This window comes from Glaciimonas sp. OK215 (genome assembly GCF_057787885.1).
Genome location: NZ_CM173544.1, coordinates 4,934,513 through 4,950,087 on the forward strand (window position 1 = coordinate 4,934,513; position 15,575 = coordinate 4,950,087).

Annotated in this window: 11 protein-coding genes and 1 pseudogene; 2 read left to right on the forward strand and 10 right to left on the reverse strand. The window is 49.8% G+C overall.

Going from position 1 to position 15,575, the window contains the following annotated elements:
* Window positions 1-86: 86 nt before the first annotated feature.
* Window positions 87-332 carry a hypothetical protein gene (locus tag AC3CHX_RS22830; protein ID WP_488630270.1) on the forward strand — a complete coding sequence of 82 codons (246 nt, stop codon included), beginning with the start codon at window positions 87-89 and terminating at the stop codon, window positions 330-332.
* Window positions 333-539: 207 nt separating this feature from the next.
* Here AC3CHX_RS22830 and AC3CHX_RS22835 read toward each other — a convergent pair whose 3' ends face one another.
* A complete protein-coding gene (locus tag AC3CHX_RS22835; protein ID WP_488630271.1) occupies window positions 540-1,883 on the reverse strand; it encodes an IS4 family transposase in 1,344 nt (447 codons plus the stop codon).
* A 209-nt stretch (window positions 1,884-2,092) separates the two neighbouring features.
* On the opposite strand from AC3CHX_RS22835, the pseudogene AC3CHX_RS22840 reads away from it, so the two are divergent.
* A pseudogene (locus tag AC3CHX_RS22840) lies at window positions 2,093-2,203 on the forward strand (helix-turn-helix domain-containing protein); the annotation flags it as partial.
* Between the two features lie 6 nt (window positions 2,204-2,209).
* Here the strand turns inward: AC3CHX_RS22840 and AC3CHX_RS22845 are convergent.
* The 9 genes from AC3CHX_RS22845 to AC3CHX_RS22885 form a co-directional block, all read right to left on the reverse strand.
* Window positions 2,210-3,559 (reverse strand): IS4 family transposase, encoded by a 1,350-nt coding sequence (locus AC3CHX_RS22845; protein WP_488644904.1) that lies wholly within the window; start codon window positions 3,557-3,559, stop codon window positions 2,210-2,212.
* A gap of 199 nt (window positions 3,560-3,758) precedes the next feature.
* Entirely contained in the window at window positions 3,759-4,703 is a 945-nt protein-coding gene (locus AC3CHX_RS22850) for a hypothetical protein (RefSeq protein WP_488630272.1), read from the reverse strand.
* Between the two features lie 487 nt (window positions 4,704-5,190).
* Entirely contained in the window at window positions 5,191-8,784 is a 3,594-nt protein-coding gene (locus AC3CHX_RS22855; protein ID WP_488630273.1) for an NACHT domain-containing protein, read from the reverse strand.
* 263 nt (window positions 8,785-9,047) lie between these two features.
* A complete protein-coding gene (locus tag AC3CHX_RS22860; RefSeq protein WP_488630274.1) occupies window positions 9,048-9,677 on the reverse strand; it encodes a hypothetical protein in 630 nt (209 codons plus the stop codon).
* A gap of 172 nt (window positions 9,678-9,849) precedes the next feature.
* Window positions 9,850-10,158 carry a hypothetical protein gene (locus AC3CHX_RS22865; protein ID WP_488630275.1) on the reverse strand — a complete coding sequence of 103 codons (309 nt, stop codon included), beginning with the start codon at window positions 10,156-10,158 and terminating at the stop codon, window positions 9,850-9,852.
* A gap of 285 nt (window positions 10,159-10,443) precedes the next feature.
* On the reverse strand, window positions 10,444-11,034 hold the full coding sequence (locus AC3CHX_RS22870) for a hypothetical protein (protein ID WP_488630276.1): 591 nt from the start codon (window positions 11,032-11,034) through the stop codon (window positions 10,444-10,446).
* A gap of 236 nt (window positions 11,035-11,270) precedes the next feature.
* On the reverse strand, window positions 11,271-12,248 hold the full coding sequence (locus tag AC3CHX_RS22875; RefSeq protein WP_488630277.1) for a site-specific integrase: 978 nt from the start codon (window positions 12,246-12,248) through the stop codon (window positions 11,271-11,273).
* 319 nt (window positions 12,249-12,567) lie between these two features.
* Complete coding sequence (locus AC3CHX_RS22880) at window positions 12,568-13,593, reverse strand: IS110 family RNA-guided transposase (protein WP_488630278.1); 1,026 nt, start codon at window positions 13,591-13,593, stop codon at window positions 12,568-12,570.
* A gap of 526 nt (window positions 13,594-14,119) precedes the next feature.
* Window positions 14,120-15,397, reverse strand: coding sequence for a tyrosine-type recombinase/integrase (locus AC3CHX_RS22885; RefSeq protein WP_488630279.1), 1,278 nt, complete (start codon window positions 15,395-15,397; stop codon window positions 14,120-14,122).
* Between the last annotated feature and the right edge of the window lie 178 nt (window positions 15,398-15,575).

The following is a 15,575-nucleotide window of genomic DNA, read 5'->3' on the forward strand; positions in this document are numbered from 1 at the left end:
AATGCGAGCCAAGATCGCCAATGGAACCGAAATAAGCCGAGAAAAATCTGTGTACTTCAGTTGTTTGGAAAACGAGAGGACAGCTTATGAAAAAAAATCGTGAATCGTGTTGGGACTGGACTGATGAAGAATGGCATCAAGTATTAGAGGAAGAGCGGGTAGCGTTAGAATCATCTCCAGAATACCAACGCACGATAGAGAACACAAAGATAATGTCCAGAATCTTTGTTGAAATGGTATATCCAACCATTCCAAAGCCAGCATTTGAACCTAGACCTTGGGATAGGGATTTCCAAGTTTACACAGCCCTAAATTTCTATAGTTCTTTTTGAGGGTGTATTTAGTTTTGTGTAAACGGTCATTTGGCAGGACACTGCCACCATAGAGGAAAAAATGACCTACGTAAAACGCAGCAAACGGGCCAAGCCCGATCCCGATTTGGTCAAGCTGGCGGACAGCCTGCTTGCCAACTACAAAAAACCTGAATGTTGATTTGCGTTTAAAACTGACCCAGTTTGGCCCATACCTTTATACACAACTCAGCCGCCTTCTTCGCGTAACGCCTGCAACGTCTGAGCTGCGGTCATCACCTGGTCCAATCCACGCCAGATTGTCTTGACGCCAGGCTCACCATCGCTCTTGCGTCCAAGGAAGCCGCCAATTTTGGCAATCAAGCGGATGACGTCATTTAGGCGTGGCGGCTGCGCTGGCCTAGGTTGCTTTGCGAGCAGATAAGTCCCGCGGATTTCGTCTGCCGAGAAGAACAGTGCGGCGTCTAAGTCGGGGCAATTGCGGCCCAGACGCATCAGGTAGGTGATCCGCCAAGCCACCACCATGAACAACGCCAGCGCGCGCTCGACCCGATCGATTGCGCCCAGTTGCAGGGTTTCCACTTCACAACCATTCTTCAAGACATGGAAATAGATCTCGATTTCCCAGCGTGCGCGATACCAATCGATCAGCTCGACGACATGATCGGAGGTGGTCGCTGCGCGGTTGGTCAGCAGGCGCCATTCGAGCGGCTTGACGCCCTCGGGCTCACCGACTTCGCGGGCCACGATGCAGGTAGCGCTGATGCGCCCGCGTTTGCCGTCAGCGATCTCGACCACGCGCGCCCACAGTTGCTGGCGCACCGGGCGCGACTTTTGGGTGCCCCGTGCCGGCATCGTGAAGGCGATCTCGCCGAGCGCCGCGCCGTTGGTCGTGTAGGCCCACAGCTTCTCACCGTCCTCATCGGGCAGGCAACGATTGTGCTTGGCGCGCACCAGCCAGTCCGCTGGCGTTCCCAGCTCGCTGGCGCGTCGCATCATCGCGACCATGTCGGCCTCGCGGTCAGCCAGATATACCAGTCGCGTTTGCGGCATCTGCGCCGCCATCTCGGCGATCCGTTCATAACCCTCGACCCAGCGCGTGCTTTCCTTCTGCCCAGGGCGCGCGCCGTCGGCGTTGCGCTTCTCGCGTGCCCACATCCACGCATCGAGCACGCCCAACGGTTCGCGCCCGGGCGTGACCGCGTAGGTCGGATGCACATACATCCCGCGCCGCGCCTCATAGTTCAGTAGCCCGAGCCCCGCCGTTTCCTGTCCATTGAAGTCCAGCTCTGTCGTGTCCTGGATGCACAGCATCACCGGATGGGCCTGCATGCGCTCCTGCGTGCGCGCCCAGTGCGGCGCCAAGATGTCACGCCAGTCCACGTCCGTGTTGCGCAGAAAGCGGTAAGCCGCCACCGTCTCGCTCCAGCCATCGCATGCCGCCGGAATGCTCGCTTCAGGATTCGCCGCAAATCGTTCCATGAGTATCTTTGCCCTTTTGTTGAGACGACCGTCGCCAAGGTCGAGTCCGGCAAACTCATGATCGGTCCACCGCAGTGCAGCCTTGGCCATTTCGTCGTCCAAAGTGCAAGAGTAAACGCGATTTCGTCGAAGTTTACAAGTGGTGCGCGTAACTCATTGAATGTTAACGAATTTTCTCGTCATGCCGGCTGCGCAGTCAGAGTTGTGTATAACGAGATGAGTTTGGCCGTATATTTGCATTGAGTCTTGACCCACATTTACGACACAATTCTACTTAAGCAATTAAGTAGGAGTTTGGAGTGATCGACGTGGCTTTAATCGGAATTATTCGACGCTGGCACATTCGTGACCAGATTTCACTGAGAGAGATTTCTAGACGCTTAGGCATCTCTCGCAACACCGTTAGACGCACCTCGTTATACACAAGTCTGTTGAGCGCCTGATCTGCGTAGGGCGCGCATCGTTTTTACCGCCACGTGAACATCCTTCAAGCCCAGCCAGATCGTCTTAACGCCAGGTTCGCCGTCGCTCTTGCGAGCGAGGAAGCCACCCAGGCACGCGATTTGGCGCAGCACTTCGTTCAGCCTTGGCTTCGCCGGCGGCACCTTGTCTCGCAACAGGTAGGCAGCTTGAATTTCGTCCGGATCGAAGAACAGATCAGCATCCAGGTCGGGGCAGGTTCTGCCCAGCCGCATCAGATGCGCGATGCGCCACGCCACCACCATGAACAGCGCCAAGGCACGTTCCAGCTGCGCAATCGAACCAAGTTGCAGTGCTTCGACCCGGCAGGCATTCTTCAGGACGTTAAACAGGATCTCTATTTCCCAGCGCGCGCGATACCAGTCGATCAGCTCGATTACAGCCTCCGGCGTGCCGGCCTCGCGGTTGGTCAGCAAACGCCATTCGATCGGCTTGACGCCGGGTGGTACGTCGATCTCGCGCGCGATGATGCAGGTGGCGCTGACGGTCTTGCCTTTGCCTGCCGGCAGCTCCACCTTGCGCGCCCACAATTGCTGGCGCACGGCGCGTGCTTTGACGCCGTGCCGCGCTGCCATCGCGAACGATATTTCGCCAACGGGCTCCCCAGCGCCCGTGTGCTGCCAGAGCTTCTCGCCTTCGGGCAGGCAGCGATTGTGCTGGGCGCGCACCAGCCAGTCGGCCGGCGTGCCCAACTCCTGCGCCCGCAGCATCAAGGGCACCAAGTCCGCTTCGCGGTCGGCCACATACACCAGGCGCGTGTCCGGCAAGTGCGCCGCCATCTCGGCGATGCGCTCGTAACCCTCGATCCAGCGCAGGCTTTCCTTCGGCCCGCCACGAATGCCGAACTTGTCCTTCTTTTCGCGCGCCCACATCCACGCGTCGACGATGCCCAGCGGTTCGCGCCCGGGCGTGACCGCATAGGTCGGGTGCAGGTACATGCCGCGCTGGGCCTCGTAGCTCAATGGCCCGAGACCGAATGCGCCTTGGCCGTTGAAGTCCAGTTCAGTGGTGTCCTGCAAGCACAGCACCACCGGTTGCACGGCCATGCGCTGCTGCGTTTGCTGCCAGTGCGGCGCCATGATCGCGCGCCAGTCGATGCTGTCGTTGTCGAAGAAGCGGTACGCTGCCATCGTTTCGCCCCAGCCTCGGCACGCCTTCGGTACGCTGGCCGTCGGGTCGGCCGTAAATCGATCCATCAAGATCCTCGCTCGCTTGTTCAGGCGCGCATCGCCCAGGTCGAGTTGCTCAAATTCTGTCTCTGTCCAAGGTGCCGGTGCGGTAGCCAATTCGTTCACGCAAAAGACGAGAGTAAACCTGAAACGCCCCTAGTTTACAAGGGCTGCGGCAAGCCATTGAATGTAAACGAGTTTTTAGAGGGGCGGCGGCGACCGGTCAGACTTGTGTATAACGAGGTGCTTTCAACCCTATGCTGCCGGTCAGCCTTGTAGAAAACAGTCGTTCAACACCCAGTGAAATAACGCCAGCCTATTGAATATGCTTCAGCCACTCAAAATCTGTATTCCCGACGCATTTCATGAAATCGGAAACTTGTTGAGAAATTGAAGTTGTTGGGATCTTGTACTTCAAATTTAAGTCCGAAAAATCAAAGTTGTAATCGACCGAAAATGGTGAGCTCGTCAGTGCATGCACAACCCGACTGGCACTGCCGTCCAAGAACACGCCTCTTATCGCCAAGTGATCAGCCCCTGTTGGCAATGTCCCATCTCCATTGGCTCCGCTAACGTCTGCCGATGTCAAAATATGGCGGCTTGATCCACCAATCTCCCGACCTACCCAAAAGTGAGACTCCATGGCGCCGCAACTGTTTCCCTTGAGTTTTGGATTGGTGCAAGGAGCTGTTTGTGCATTGATATCAATGCCGATTTTCTCAAATTCATGTGCATCGTTCGCTATAATTTTTATCGTGCACGTTTTCCCATTTGACAAATAATGTGGATCGGCATTGCTTGAATACGTTGCAGAAAGATCTCTTTCATCTAGAGTACGTATCTTGCTCTGTCTTGCCTGAGCACTAGCAGCGGATGCTGTCAAATACGGATATGTGCTGTAAAAGACGTGGATTCCTGCCAATTCTCTTGGCGCCTCAGGAGGCGCTTTCGATACGCTATTGTAGAGAATCAAAAGATTGGTGCCGTCAATCCAGCGAAAAAATATGTCCGGCACGGGCTCAGAATAATCTATCTGACCAGATTGTTTGCTGTTTGTGTTATGGATAATGATGCGCCCGGTTGAGCATTCACCAAGACAGCCATCCACCATGAAATTTTCTGCAGCAAACGACCCGTCTGGTGAAGTGTTAGAGCTAAAAAGAGTTAGGTCAGATTCCTTTGTTGCAAGTAGACGAACGATTAAGAGTAATGCTGCAATTATTATTAGCGCGTATTTGACGGAACGGGGGAGTTTGGACATTGTTGTTCACAGTATCAAATCGAGAAATACGGGGACATCTTGATTATGGCTTTGCTGATTGGTATGCACTCAATCAGCAATCTCTTACCGGGAGCCTCGACGTGCTCCCGAACTTCCGTCCATGCGCGGCGCTTTATCGCTGGATACCCGAGGCGCGCCTGCAGCCCGTAGCATACGACGACGTCCAGAGGTCCGCTTTGGGCTGAATTCGTCAGTGACTACTTGGCCGGGTGCAGCCGGTCACGACAGGCCGCCATCGACCCAAGCAGAAATTCGGCCCACGAAGCCTATGACTGCTTTGCAGCGAAACCGGTCAGATGATTTGCTGTCGCTACTGGCGGCAGTCGCCCCTAAGCGGTTGCTCGATGCGCGCTGTTTTTGCAGCGCTAGCGATGATGCGGATTAGTTCCATACAAAATTGCAGTGCAGAATCATAGATCGAATGTTATTAAAACCTGCAGAAATTATACGAAACTAGTTGAATCTGCTACTTAATTCTAACGATAAATTTTTTCATCGTAGAGTCGATATAATTATTATCAATAAATTTCCTTGCGCTAGAAGAAAACGCGGGAACTAATGCATAATATATTTCGTCTGATTTCTCTCTTTTTATCAATAAAAACTCAGGTATGAGTTTTTCAAAGCTCTTCGATTGCAAACCACGTACTTTATTAGAAAAAGGAAGCCAGCTCCTTTTCGGGTCATAAGAAACTCCAGATTTAAAGAAGGCGCGTAAAAATGCGAGACATTCAGCTTCAACGACATTTTCTTCTAACGAATTTTTCATTTTTGCTGCTGAGACTAATGTCGAGACGTCCCCTAAAGTACAACTTGGGTCAAATTCCGCCTGATGAATGGATGAATTAGCACCATCCTCTTGCGCACAATTTTCAAAAATACAAGAAATAAATTTAGCATTTGAGAATTTCGATTTAGAGAAATTTTTATAATCCAAAAACTTAGAGTTATAAATAGTTTTTTCACTAAAATCTAACGGAGGAAACTCTCCATAAATGCATAGTCCATCGATTGACTGACTGTTAAATTGCCCAGATAGTAATTCGACGATTTTGTCACTCATTTTTGCAGTGTTAAAATTTCGTGCCTCTAAATAGATCTTTAAAACACCTGAAATGGCGCGGCGACCTAACTCAATACGTTTTTGATCAGAACCATTTTTTACGCACGTTCGGAGTTTTGGAAGTAAACTATGAATTTGCTCATCCAAAACATCAAGGCATCCTTGATAATATTTTCTCAAATAAGATACTTCTTGACTATCCGACGAGTTGGACTTCGCATAAGCGTTTAATGCCTCTGGCGAATGCAGATTTTGCTTTAAGCAATCAATGAGGAAAAGAGCGCGAAAATATGATTGCAAGAAATCATATCGGAGCCGGATTTGACTTTTGGAAACTTGAAAAAACGGATTCAGGCTAATTTTCTGCGCAAGTGCTACAGCACGAGTTTCGTAGTAGAGGGCCAATAAATGTTTTAACTCATCAAAACTAAAACTATCTCCTTGCTCGGATACTAGTTCGGACACAACCGACATAAGTTGAATTGCATCCAAATCGATCGTTTGCCGACGTATTTCACGACGAAATACCGAATGGACTACATGGTCGATTATTTCATTATTTGATGAATAAGGCGTTAGTTCCTCTGTAAACTGGAACGAGTCTTTGGAATTTATTTGCACCTCATCTTCAAACATCGTACATAGCACATCAACGAAAAAAGGTACAACTCGCCCACCTTCGTCTTTTAACCGATCAGAAGACAGAGTTGAATTAAGTCGGTTAACAATTTCTTCATTATTTGGATGATTTGCAAAGCGACGTCGCGCATACCTTGTCCAATCTTTGCTATTAAATCCGAGCAACTCATAGTGAGCAATACCAAGTTCGATAGAAGTATCGCTATCGATTAAGAGGCTATCCCGAGTGGTAATGAGAATATGGCTGCTAGATAAGCTTGAGCTCAAAGTAACAATAGATTCCAAAAATCTATTCAAGTCGAAGCGCTCTTGCAGCACAGTCGAAAGTTCGTCCAGTCCATCAATGATCAAAATAATATTCCCAGCGATAACTGCGAGCTCGAAGGTCTCTTTGTCATAAAGTCGCTCAATTTTTTGAGAATGTGCGTGCAGTTGGTACAAGTCGAAAACTGAAGATACTAGAACGTGTGCCGCGCCCATCTCTCCAATATAACTTCTGAGATTTTCAGCTTGTATCAATACCACCAAGTTCCTTTTTGATGTATCTGATATAATTTCAGACGCCACACTTCTACATAACCAAGTTTTCCCCATCCCGCCAGCAGCGCGTACTAAATGTGCGTTAAACTCCGGTTTGCCACGTAGCTTTTCAAGAATGAGTTCGCGTGCTGTAGGAGTATTGCCCAGATGATTCGTTGCAATTGCCTGATCGACATAATGTAGCGGCTTTTCCGCTCCTAGCGGAGTTTTAAACGCTTCATCGATACCAAATTCCCACAAATATTCTTTAAGTGTGTAGTCGTGAATAAATGAGGCAATGCCTTCTTCCGCAAAAATCTTTTGTATATATTGCGAAGCACTGGGATCTCTCCGCAGCACGAATAGGGTTCTTGGCACCTCAAGCTTGTGTGATTTGAGTAGTCGACCAAAGCGTTTTATCGCTTCTTTGATTCCACTAGCATGATGTATATATAAAAAATATGATGGCTGAGGAGAATATGTCGCCCAGTACTCAAATTTAATTTTTTGACCTCGCGACGAGTCCTTACATTCAGACTTTTCAATTAAAAGTTTACGTCGCCGAGCAGTTAAGGTAAGCAGGTCTTCAAACCTTTCAAATCCCCCGGAAAGAATGTACTTATCCAAATACAAGGTACGTTCCTTCCCTCCTCGAGAAGGATTCTCCGAGGGCGTTGTGGGAAGAGACGTCGGCTCGAATAAGGAACGTTCCACAGCGCCTTCTAAGAGTGACATGAAGCGTTCTGCTGTTGATTTCCAAGTATAGCGGGCTAATAATGCGGCAAGTTTTAATGCTTTAGCCTTGCCCGATTCGTGATTAACGAAATATGATTTTAATTGTTCAGAAATTTTCGGCTCATCGAATGTTGGCATTCCTAAAATTTCTACTGTTGACACCAAGCTTACCAGATCCTTCTCTTTTAAAAATTCATAGATTCCGCTAGATTTACTGATGAGAACAGGAATTCCTAAACATGCAGCTTCCCAAGCTACTAGGCCAAATCCTTCTTTTACAGAAGGCATTAAAACAATATCGGAATCCAAAAGTTCGTTAAAGTATTCAACACGGGAATTAATGAAGGGAATCGGGTTAATCGCAACTGAAGCGAGCTGTCCGAGTTTTTTGAGATCTACGTCTGTTGGCGGTGAACCTATCAGCGTGATGCTTCCCCGACCGGTCTCTAACTGTGACAGGCAACTATGAGCAGACTTAACTGCAACGGTTAGGTTTTTTACCCTATCTTCAGACGGATCCAGCCTTCCGCAGATCGCGACCCTGTGATCAAATTGGTGAGACTGTAATCTAACCGGCATTTCAGGAACGCCTGGTATGATCTCGTACGTTTCTAAATGGCTCGCACGCAAATGCCTTGCGTTTTGAAAAAGACGAGTTCCAACAGCGAAAACAATATCTGCATTCTTTATTAAATTTTTTTGTGTCTGTATTTTGGAATTTACGTCTTGTTGCTTCAAATAATAATAATTTGAATAATCCATATGATGGAATACTGCTGCGCGCCCCCCAAGACTATTCTTAGCGTATATCGCCGCCCCACCTGAAATTGCGTCATGCCCAACCCATGTCGTATGGTCGAAGTTAGAGATGACTGAAGTGATAGATTTTATTGATCGTTGGTCAAAATTTGTAAATTTTGTAGGAAGTTTATGCAGTGTCACATTTGTAGGGACAGTTTGGTCTTCACTAGATCCAGACTCAAGAAAAATGTCAATTGATTGTCCAACTGATGCAATAGCCGAGCAAAGATCGAAATTGAAAGAATTCACTCCACCGTTTACGGCTGACCAAGCAGTTGCGAAAAATACATATCTAGTCGCCATGAGTATTCCTTGTTATTTATAATTATTCAAAATGGTTTTTAAGTTACGTTTATTTAGAAAATATTGCACGCTTATGTTTTGGATAATATTATTAATTTCGCTCTTAACTTCCAGAAAACTGGCGAACGTCCGCTTGTGGCCGTTTTGAGCCGGTCGCGACAGCCTGATTTCGACCCTGAGCCGCCAGTCGTGATTAGGAAAAGCGGACGTTGCGCGGAGATGACCGGCGCAGAGCGCCAGTGTCGATTGCCGAGTTAGGCCGCTTACTTGGTGAATACCGCATGAATTAGCTTTCCGCTCCCGAGATCAATTTCGCAGTCAAATCCATTCCATGAGGCGCATTTTATGCGATCATCGCTCGACGTACGTATTGAGTTGGCATACGCGTCGCCACCCATCGCGCGCTCGGCGAACCAAAGCGGCTTACCGTGCGGGTCGACCATATAGAGATTCGACTCAGAGGCCGGGTATCCGTAGTAATCTTCGCGGACCAATGTACCAAACGGCGTATCAATTGTTTCGATAATCTTCGTGTGCCGTGCTTCCAGATTCATGGTGCTCGAACGAATGAATTGAGCCACGCGTTTTAGTGCGTCTGGACTGAATGAAGTGTTGGCGATAATGTTTGGCTCAGAAACCTGTTCCCACTCCATAGTTTCCCCGTTTACTTCACGCACAATATACTGCTGCGGTCCTAGCCACGATATTTCGGTATAGCCTCCGTCTAACTCACCGGACGCAATTAGCATTGCGACTTCATCAGCAGGACTTGGGCAGTGACCGCCGCAAGATAAGGGCACCGACTCAACCATGAGCGTACGAAGCATTGATAAGAACTCCGTATGCGATGTGAAAGGTATCTGCTGTTCGATGCCAGTTGGTCCAACAAACACGAATGCTCCACAGTTAAGTCTTTGTTTGCTTATAGACGAAACATGTATCGGAGGCCGACCTGTGCCCATTGCATAACGTGGCTTCATTATCGCCAACTTTGGAAATCCCCGGCGATGCCGCGTAGCGGCAGCGTCCGAGTGCATTGATGGTTAGGGAGCATAGTACGGGATCTCAAGAATTCTCCGCCACGCGGTATGACTTTATCGCGGAAAGAACCTGCTCTCCGTACTGGGCCTGGACATTGCGTGACTTGAAAGGAGAGGTGTTTCCAACTACTCCAGGCGCTGAATATTGTATGGCCTCTGCCAACTGCTGAACATATGATCGGCCCTGTGATTTGAAGGCCAACACCTCCTGTTCATTGAGTCGAAGGAGGAAACCATAGGAAACAAAGCTGTTGGTGTAATTCACATCAAGAAGCAAGCTCTGGCCATCTTGAAGCAAGAACCAGAAACTTTCCTGTTGATCTAGGACTTCCATCCGAATGTTCCCCTACTTTGTTATAGGTCGCAATTTTGCTGTGTATCGGCACCGGCTGCGCCCTAACACCGAGGCATAAATTCTCTCAAGAGCGGCTTGCCGTCTAGGTTTGCGGCTCACGTATTGTACATTTATACAGCATTAAATTTTCGTGAAAAGCAGCAGTACAGGATTTGCTGCAGAACCATACATCCAAGATCGTATCTCTCACTTGACTAACCGCTTCCGAGTAAATTCACGGCTGACCGCAACTGGCCTGACCGGGACGACTCCGACCGGCAATCGTCACATTTGCAACTCTGGTTTCGAGAAGGCCGAGGCCTGCTCCTGTTCACTCGTTTCGGCGTGCAATGCCAAAAATGCATCTCTCAGTTCCGGGCCATGTTCGTCATATAACGGCTTTGCATCCGGTGATTGATAGCTGGTCTTTGGTTTCCTGTGCACGCCCGCCCAGACAAACAGCACATCCTTCGCGAACCAATACTTCGTATCATGCTGCTCAGGGCCAAGGTACCTATCGTTTTTTATATAAAGCTTATTGTTACCCCGAAGACGCGCCAGCTCTGCAAACTTGGACACGTCGTGCTTATATTGAGGAAGCGCCCTGGGCTGGTACTTCAGTTCGATCACGCCGATTACTTCGCGGGAGTTGCATATGATGATGTCGGGTATGTAGACAGTCGGCTTGCCATCAATTTCAACGATCAGGCGCGGCTGAACAAATAGTCTGTGCGTTGCCGTCGGCAGTCTCAGTCGAGAAATGAGACCGGCTTGCAAGCCTGCCTCGGAATTAATATGCTGCGCCCGATAGTCCTCAAAGATAGTCTCTTCCCATGCAGAAAATAGCGCTCGTTTTAGCGTTGTCCGGTGCGTCATCAGATTGGGTTAGGTTGTTGTTAATGGCAGACGATAGCATAATCGAAGCGCTTGAGACGCATCCAACATGCACCGCATTTTTAGGTGAAAAACGGCTGTCGCGCTCCTATTGAGTAACCGTTCGGAGTCGAAAGCCCCGACGACCGGCCGCTTCCTGATACCATTGCAGACAGGCCGGTCCTGGCCGATGTGAAACGTTCCCAACTAAGCACCTATGATTTCGTATTCCAAGATTGTCACAACAAACTAGGGATTTTCCTTTTTGCAACCGGCCGAATGTAACGGGCAAGCGTCACATCTGACTTGTGCCCTGTCTGCTCGCGGATTTGATATGGCTGCAATCCGACCGTGGCGGCTTCAGTGCAATAGCCAGCCCGCAGGCTATGACCCGCAACCGCCATCGCCGCGTCGTCGCCGGCCATTTTGCGCACAGACGACTTCACTATCAGCGCCACAGACTGCGGCGTGAGTGCTTTACCGCCGACCACCTTGTCATGGCGGCTGACCGGTCTGAATAAAGGACCTTCAGCAATCTCGGCCAGCACAAGCCAGTTTTTCAACGCCTTCACAGGACAACGAGTGCCTCTCGCGTAGGGAATGAAAACAGTCCTCCCGGCACCTTCCTGGTCGGTCTTTGATCGCCGAAGCAACAACTCCACGCCGCTGTCGTACTGGGTCATATCGTCGTAGTTCAAAGCCACCAATTCGGAGCGCCGGAATGCGCCGGCAAAACCAATCAGCAACAACGCTTTGTCTCGTGCCGCCTTCATGGGTTTCTGCTGATCGACGTGCACCATCATTTCAAGCAGGTCATCCTTCACGAGCGCCGTCACGCGGCGCTGTTTCGTTCCGACGGTGCGGCGAATGCCTTGCATCGTTCGCTTGACGATGCGGTCCATCACCGGCGATGCCAGGCCGATGTCGGTATGCGCGCGATGGATCGCGATTAGTCGATGTTGGAGGGTCGCGACTGCCAAGGTTCCAGCAAAGCTCGCCAGGTATTCCGCAACTACTGCGGGCGACGCTGGTATGGTGCCGCCGTGTTGCTTGAAGTGCCGCACATCAGCGCTGTATGTGTGCTGGGTAGCTTTCGACTGCGCGGCAGCCGAATAACTGTCGACCAACTTTGACGGCGGCACTGGAACCGATGGCAGTGGCTTGGCAAGCGGAGCGATTTTAGCCCTGCTCGGTGCTGAATTTTTCAATGTTTTCATGGTCATTTTGAGTATCGACAATAGTGCGTTTTCGATAGCTGACAGGACATAAAAAATCTATGGTCACCCCGATTTTTGCAAGGCTAATTTCTGATGTAGTAGTTGGCTTGCTTAAATCTATCCGGAGTCTTGGTAGAGAGAAATTCCTGCTCCACGATGAGAGTCGCGCCTGGCGATCCTAATAAAGCGCTCAGCTTTGGAAACGAGCTTATTTTTTATACAGGTTCTTCGCCAGGCCTCTGTGCCGTTACGTCATCAAATTTCAGCGTTCGCAAAACCAGTTGGGTGAGCTTTGGTAAATTGACAAATAAAACAGGGCTTAGCCAGGCATGGCAAGCGCGCTTTCTTCAAACACTTTGTTGCGAGCTACAATTGCCCACGCGATTCTTGCCAGCTTGTTGGCGAGTGCACAGGCAACGACATTCGAGTGTCGCCGTGTCAGCATCGCTCGTATCCAGAGGCCAAGCTGGTCGGTACGCTTATCGACTCTTAGCATGATGGAGCGAGCGCATTGCACCAGCAGCCGGCGGATATTTTTGTCACCTCGTTTGCTGATGCCCAGCAGATTGGCCTTGCCGCCCGTACTGTACTGGCGTGGGACTAGCCCGATGGATGCGGCGAAATCACGACTACAGCCATATTGCTTGCCATCGCCCATATCTGCGGCCAACACACTTGCAGTGATCGGGCCAATACCTGGAATCGTCAGCAGTCGTTGACCGATGTCATCATCGGCTAATTGCTGGCGCAACTCCTTCTCGATTTCATCGACTTGCTCATCAAGATACTTGTAGTGGGCATGCAAGCGCTCCAGTACCGCTACCAGCCTGGGCGGCAATGTATGTTCGGCTAAGGTCGCCGGCAAACGCTTGATGAGCGTCTGTCCAACCGGAAGGCTGATGCCAAACTCAAGTAAAAACCCGTGGATTTGATTGGTCGTGCCGGTACGATCTCTGATCAACGCTTCGCGTACTCGGTGCAAGGCCGACAGCGTTTGCTGTGATTCTGTTTTTGGTGTTACAAACCGCATTGATGGCCGTGAGGCGGCTTCGCAGATCGCTTCGGCATCCACGAAATCGTTCTTGTTGCTCTTGACGAAAGGGCGCACAAACTGCGGCGAAATGAGCTTCACTACATGCCCAAACGCGGCGAGCTGGCGCGCCATTTGGTGCGCCCCGGCACACGCTTCCATGGCCACCGTACATACCGCGAAATTGCTGAAAAACTCGACCAGTTGCTTCCGATTACATTTTTTGCGAAACACCACACCTCCCCGTTTATCCTGCCCATGAAGGGGAAATATATGCTTGCCTAGATCAATCCCTACCAATGTCACGTGGTTCATGATGGCCTCCGAAAGTAAGAAACCCTGCCAGCGTAACCGCTGGCAGGGCCGGGGTGACCATCTCATTAAGCGCGCAGCAACGCCCGCCTAGATGGCGATGCATTCAGAAAAAAGTAGACGGGATGATTGAGGCATTCTTGAACAAGTTGATCACCCCGAAGTGAATCCGAGGCATCTTGTCCAAGCAAGCGCTGCTGCGCAGTGAGTCAGGCTCGGTGTGGTCGCGCCGGTAAAATCATCGGTGCGACGTGAACTTGACCGTCATATTTTATCGGAGTTTGGCAATTAGATGTTAAATGAATAACTTCGCAGATTTCGCTATAAAATCGGGCCAATAAATCGACAAGAACAGCCGTTTTTTGGCGTCACCAGTGATTTTGGCGATGCTGGCTGGTCACGCGATGCCAGGCAAGCGCATTAAACGGCCGGGCAAGCTGCCGAACGCACATTACTGGTGGTTGTGTATGCCGCAACGCATTTAAACGCTGCAAAACGCGGGAAGTGTTAATCAGTTAGCACTGCCGGATTACTTAACAAGAGAATCATTCTCAATACGTACCAAATACTCACCCCACGTGCTCAGAGCTTCTTTTCGTTCTTCAAAATAAGTGTGAACATCATATATTCCTTCAACTCCGGCAAGTTTGTGGTTGAGGCACATTTCCGTTATGTCACGTGGCACACCGAGCGCGCGCATATGACTTTTTGCGGTTGACCTCAGGTCGTGCGGCGTAAAACGCCTGACTTCCGGTTTATGTTCCGTGAACCAAAACTCAATCGCGGCTCCAATCGTATTCGGGTTTATCGGCGCATCGCCTCCAAATCGGACCTTACGGCTCTCCGCTCTCGCAGGTAAAATGAAATCAGACCCGTTACCTAGTGACTTCAACTCAACTAGCCAATCTATCACTGGTACTGTTAGCGGAATTTGCATCCCTGGCCCTGTTTTGGTACTAGGAACGCTCCACACACCGCTACTAAAATCGAACTGGCCCCACTTTGCATTTCTCAGCTCATCGGATCGTACTGCTGTACCGAGCAGCAATCTAATGGCTAGCGCATTTTCACGCCGCATTTCTGCCTTCAGGAGCTGCCGTAGCTCCGCCTCGGATAGCATCAACCTGCGCCTGATCGGCGGGCGTTTTCCCATCAAGGCATTCAATTCGATTCCTGCACATGGATTTGCGGCTACCAGTTTTTTCCCAGCCGCATGTCTGAACAACATCTTAGTCGAGGACAAAAGCAAACTTGACTCAGTCCATGTAGCGCCCGTATCTTCAATAAACGCGACAATATCCAACGGAGTGATTTTTGACACAGTCAATGAGCCGATTTTAGATTCGATCCGAATTAGGCTTCGACCGTAACTCCTTTGAGTGCTCGTGCTGAGGCCAATCAATACCTTTTCTCGATAATCTGCGATCAACTGACGGACAGTCCAATCTTGCAGTGCCAACGCCTTAGTTTTACGTTTGTCAGAAACCGGGTCATTGCCGCGATCAATTTCCGCTCGCTGTTCTCTAGCACGCTTCCTCGCTTCTGATAAGCCGATGTCTGGATAGTTGCCAATCGTCAACTCCCTTGAGCGCCCGCCATGTCGGTAGCGAAGAATCCATGAAGCCGTTCCAGATTTGGAAAGCGTGAAAGTAAGACCATCACCATCAGTTCTCGCGAGCGGCATCGGAAGCTGTACAATTTCGTGTGTTTCCGGATCCTTGATTGTTGGCGTTTCACCATTCTCAACCGCTCGCACCCAATGTTTTAGCTGGAGTGGCTCAAGAGCGTCTTTCGTTCGATGCCGCATATTTCATCCTATGTATTATTGTGTAGCTACACAGCTAGCTACAAACTATATTGGCGATAGTATAATACGTCAATAGACTGCAATGGATAAAATATCACAATAAATCAATGGCTTACGATTTACTCTAGACGAATTTAGACGACAATATAACAATAAAAAATAATACGACATTATTTTG

Excerpts from the sequence above, each read along its gene's own strand:
- AC3CHX_RS22830 (WP_488630270.1), top strand. The coding sequence starts at position 87 with ATGAAAAAAAATCGTGAATCGTGTTGGGACTGGACTGATGAAGAATGG.
- AC3CHX_RS22835 (WP_488630271.1), bottom strand. The coding sequence starts at position 1,883 with ATGGCCAAGGCTGCACTGCGGTGGACCGATCATGAGTTTGCCGGACTC.
- AC3CHX_RS22850 (WP_488630272.1), bottom strand. The coding sequence starts at position 4,703 with ATGTCCAAACTCCCCCGTTCCGTCAAATACGCGCTAATAATAATTGCA.
- AC3CHX_RS22855 (WP_488630273.1), bottom strand. The coding sequence starts at position 8,784 with ATGGCGACTAGATATGTATTTTTCGCAACTGCTTGGTCAGCCGTAAAC.
- AC3CHX_RS22865 (WP_488630275.1), bottom strand. The coding sequence starts at position 10,158 with ATGGAAGTCCTAGATCAACAGGAAAGTTTCTGGTTCTTGCTTCAAGAT.
- AC3CHX_RS22870 (WP_488630276.1), bottom strand. The coding sequence starts at position 11,034 with ATGACGCACCGGACAACGCTAAAACGAGCGCTATTTTCTGCATGGGAA.
- AC3CHX_RS22875 (WP_488630277.1), bottom strand. The coding sequence starts at position 12,248 with ATGAAAACATTGAAAAATTCAGCACCGAGCAGGGCTAAAATCGCTCCG.
- AC3CHX_RS22880 (WP_488630278.1), bottom strand. The coding sequence starts at position 13,593 with ATGAACCACGTGACATTGGTAGGGATTGATCTAGGCAAGCATATATTT.
- AC3CHX_RS22885 (WP_488630279.1), bottom strand. The coding sequence starts at position 15,397 with ATGCGGCATCGAACGAAAGACGCTCTTGAGCCACTCCAGCTAAAACAT.